The sequence below is a fragment of the Neobacillus sp. MER 74 genome (assembly GCF_023714155.1).
In genome coordinates, this window is record NZ_JAMAUV010000049.1 from 1 (window position 1) to 2724 (window position 2724).

General features: G+C 34.8%; 4 protein-coding genes. 3 read left to right on the forward strand and 1 reads right to left on the reverse strand.

Going from position 1 to position 2724, the window contains the following annotated elements; genetic code table 11:
- The first annotated feature begins 293 nt into the window (after positions 1–293).
- Positions 294–863, forward strand: coding sequence for a CBO0543 family protein (locus M3610_RS27190; protein ID WP_251463592.1), 570 nt, complete (start codon positions 294–296; stop codon positions 861–863).
- Between the two features lie 197 nt (positions 864–1060).
- Here M3610_RS27190 and M3610_RS27195 read toward each other — a convergent pair whose 3' ends face one another.
- On the reverse strand, positions 1061–1276 hold the full coding sequence (locus tag M3610_RS27195) for a hypothetical protein (protein WP_251463593.1): 216 nt from the start codon (positions 1274–1276) through the stop codon (positions 1061–1063).
- A 223-nt stretch (positions 1277–1499) separates the two neighbouring features.
- On the opposite strand from M3610_RS27195, the gene M3610_RS27200 reads away from it, so the two are divergent.
- Together M3610_RS27200 and M3610_RS27205 are read left to right on the forward strand one after the other, a co-directional pair.
- Positions 1500–2273: a DUF2935 domain-containing protein gene (locus tag M3610_RS27200; RefSeq protein ID WP_251463594.1), complete on the forward strand. Its 774-nt coding sequence runs from the start codon at positions 1500–1502 to the stop codon at positions 2271–2273.
- 151 nt (positions 2274–2424) lie between these two features.
- On the forward strand, positions 2425–2604 hold the full coding sequence (locus M3610_RS27205; protein ID WP_251463595.1) for a hypothetical protein: 180 nt from the start codon (positions 2425–2427) through the stop codon (positions 2602–2604).
- Positions 2605–2724: the final 120 nt, after the last annotated feature.

Genomic DNA, 2724 nt, shown 5'->3' on the forward strand with positions numbered 1-2724 from the left:
ACTGAACAGTGTTATGGTTAAAGTGGATTGGTATAGTTGGAACGCCGTATGCGGTGAAAGTCGCTTGTACGGTGTGGACGGGGGGAAAAGGTAGCGATAACTTCAAAGCCTTACCTATCTGTATGAACAAGGGTTGCTGCGGTAGCTCTTTTTTCTTGTTCCACTAACGGGGCAGGTTTCTTCAATAAGGTAAACTTAAATTAATTAATTTTTGCTTTTTTACAACCATTTTTCAAAGGATGATAATTTTTTGGGTTGAAATCACAGATAATAGATGGTAAGGGGGGGTCAAAATGACTCAAGAAGAATATTTGAAAAAAGCAGACAAGATTTATGATTTAATTGAAAAAGCACATGATAAAAAAATTGCATTTTGGCATGAACATGTACTATTCACTTGGCAATGGTGGTTAGGTGTGTTTTTAACCGTTGTTCCGTGGCTATTATGGTTCTATTTCAAAAAAAAAGAGAGCACTTATCGATTACTTGCTTCAGGATTAGTAGTCATTTTTATTAGTTCCTGGTTGGATTTTGTAGGAATAGCGTTAGGTTTATGGCATTATAATTATGACGTTCTCCCACTTCTCCCATCCTATTTACCTTGGGATTTTACTCTTTTTCCTGTAATTATTATGTTTCTTATTCAGATTAAGCCAAATTCCAATCCATATATTAAAGCACTTATTTTTGCTGGTGGGAGTGCATTTATTGGTGAACCTTTCTTTGCATCGGTAAAGACCTATACCCCAGAGAATTGGAAATACATATATTCATTTCCCTTTTTATTTGGTATTTATTTATTGGCACATTTCATTAGTACAAGGGACAATTTTGACAAAATAAACTCTCAAATTAAGATATAGTGAACAATACTGAATTTTATTAAGATATTACCTATAGATGTTTGAATAATAATGTTGATGATAAAAGATTAATTTTTTGTAATAAGCAATATCCGGTTTCAATACAAATAAAAGAGCCCTTATTAATTTAAGGGCTTTTGTTGTGGGATGATAAGGGCAATACATGTTTTCCATTAACCTTTCCTGAAACCAATAAATTATTCATTTTTATTAGGTTTTTCCCTCAAGTTGGTCAAATACACTGCATTTTCACTATTTTCTTTGTTGATGATACTTGTTTTTGTAATTATATATTTACTGCTATCCAGTCGTTTTCGAATGCTGTTAAAGAATGTTCTTGCTTCTTTCTCTGTGTAAAATAAATCGGTGTCTCCAAGGTAGCCCCAACATTCTACTAACCATTGTTTTTCCATACCTTCAATCCCAATTCCATCATCTATATATTAAAATACCATAAAGAATCCAAAGCAAAAAGTTCAAATTGTTCCTTCACTCTCCTAATCACCATAAATAGTTTTAGATAAACCCAACATAAAGAACGCAAAATGCGAATATAATCCACTGATGAAGTTTTTAGTAAACCCTGACACGCACTTTAATTAAAATATGGGGTCCTAAAATTAGGAGGTAGAGGTTATGGGTTATACGGATAAGTATGAAAGAGATGCCTATGGGATTATTGCTTTTTGGTTACGGAATGATTATGACCACGGGCGATTTTTCGACAGGGAAATAAGCCATTATGAAATAGAACTAGCTCGTGCAAATCAAAATAATATTCAGCGCTTGGGAGCTATATGGCAGAAGGCAGAGGCGAAACAGGGGGACCTTGGTACTTTGATTAATGAGGCTCAACATGCTACAAGTGAATTTCACAGTTTACTCGCCTATACAATGGATAAATCTTTACGCTGTGAAGTCATAATTTCAACACCAGTATCACTTCTCGACCATATGGTCCGGGAAGCGGAGGAATCCCAAAAGGTCTTTAAATTAATGGAAAGTGGTGGCTATGTTACACCGGCAGATGCTACCATACATGAAACCGTCTTTTGGTTGAGACAAATGGCAGACCATTTAGGCTATATACGTCATTATTCAGATGTATCAAATTATGAGGTGAACTTTCAAGTAACAAATATGATGCAAAAGTTTGAGCGGCTTTTATTACAAGCAAACGCACTAAAAACAATGATACGAAAACCACGCAATGAAATGCTGCCAGTTTTAGAACATTTCAAGCAAACGATTATTAAAGAAGCCAAGAGTCTAGAAGCATTTAAATTAGAACTAGATGACCTAATCAAAAAATGTGCAATCGCTACAACTTCGCCTCCAGATTTGTTAGAACATATTGCAAGGGAAGCCCATCATCTATGGAGAAACCTAGAGGAAGGGATTATAACATAATATTTCTCAGCCGGGGTAAATTCCCCCGGCTATTTATTTTGATATATTTTTGGCTTTTTGAAATAAGGAAACCTAAGCATAAACACCTTCTAAATTGTGTAAACTCTATTATACCAGAGTCTGGAAAGGCTTGTATATTGGGGTGAGTTATATGAAGACAAAACTTCTAATTATTCTGCTTTTTAGTTGCAGTTTATTGCTAACAGGGTTTGATAAGTCCGAGGAAATAGAGATATCCTCCCTTGTTAATTCTATGATTACTGCAATAAATGAAAAAGATGCCGAAGGTTATATTCAAACTTTAAACGATTATTTTATTAAAGTAACGTAAGCCCCCAATCAAACAACGCATATAAACCCGCAGCTCCTCTTGGTACGATACATGTATCAACTAAAGGAGGTGCTTTTTCTTATGCCAAAACAAAAATTAACAATCGTCCCCGTTTCACTC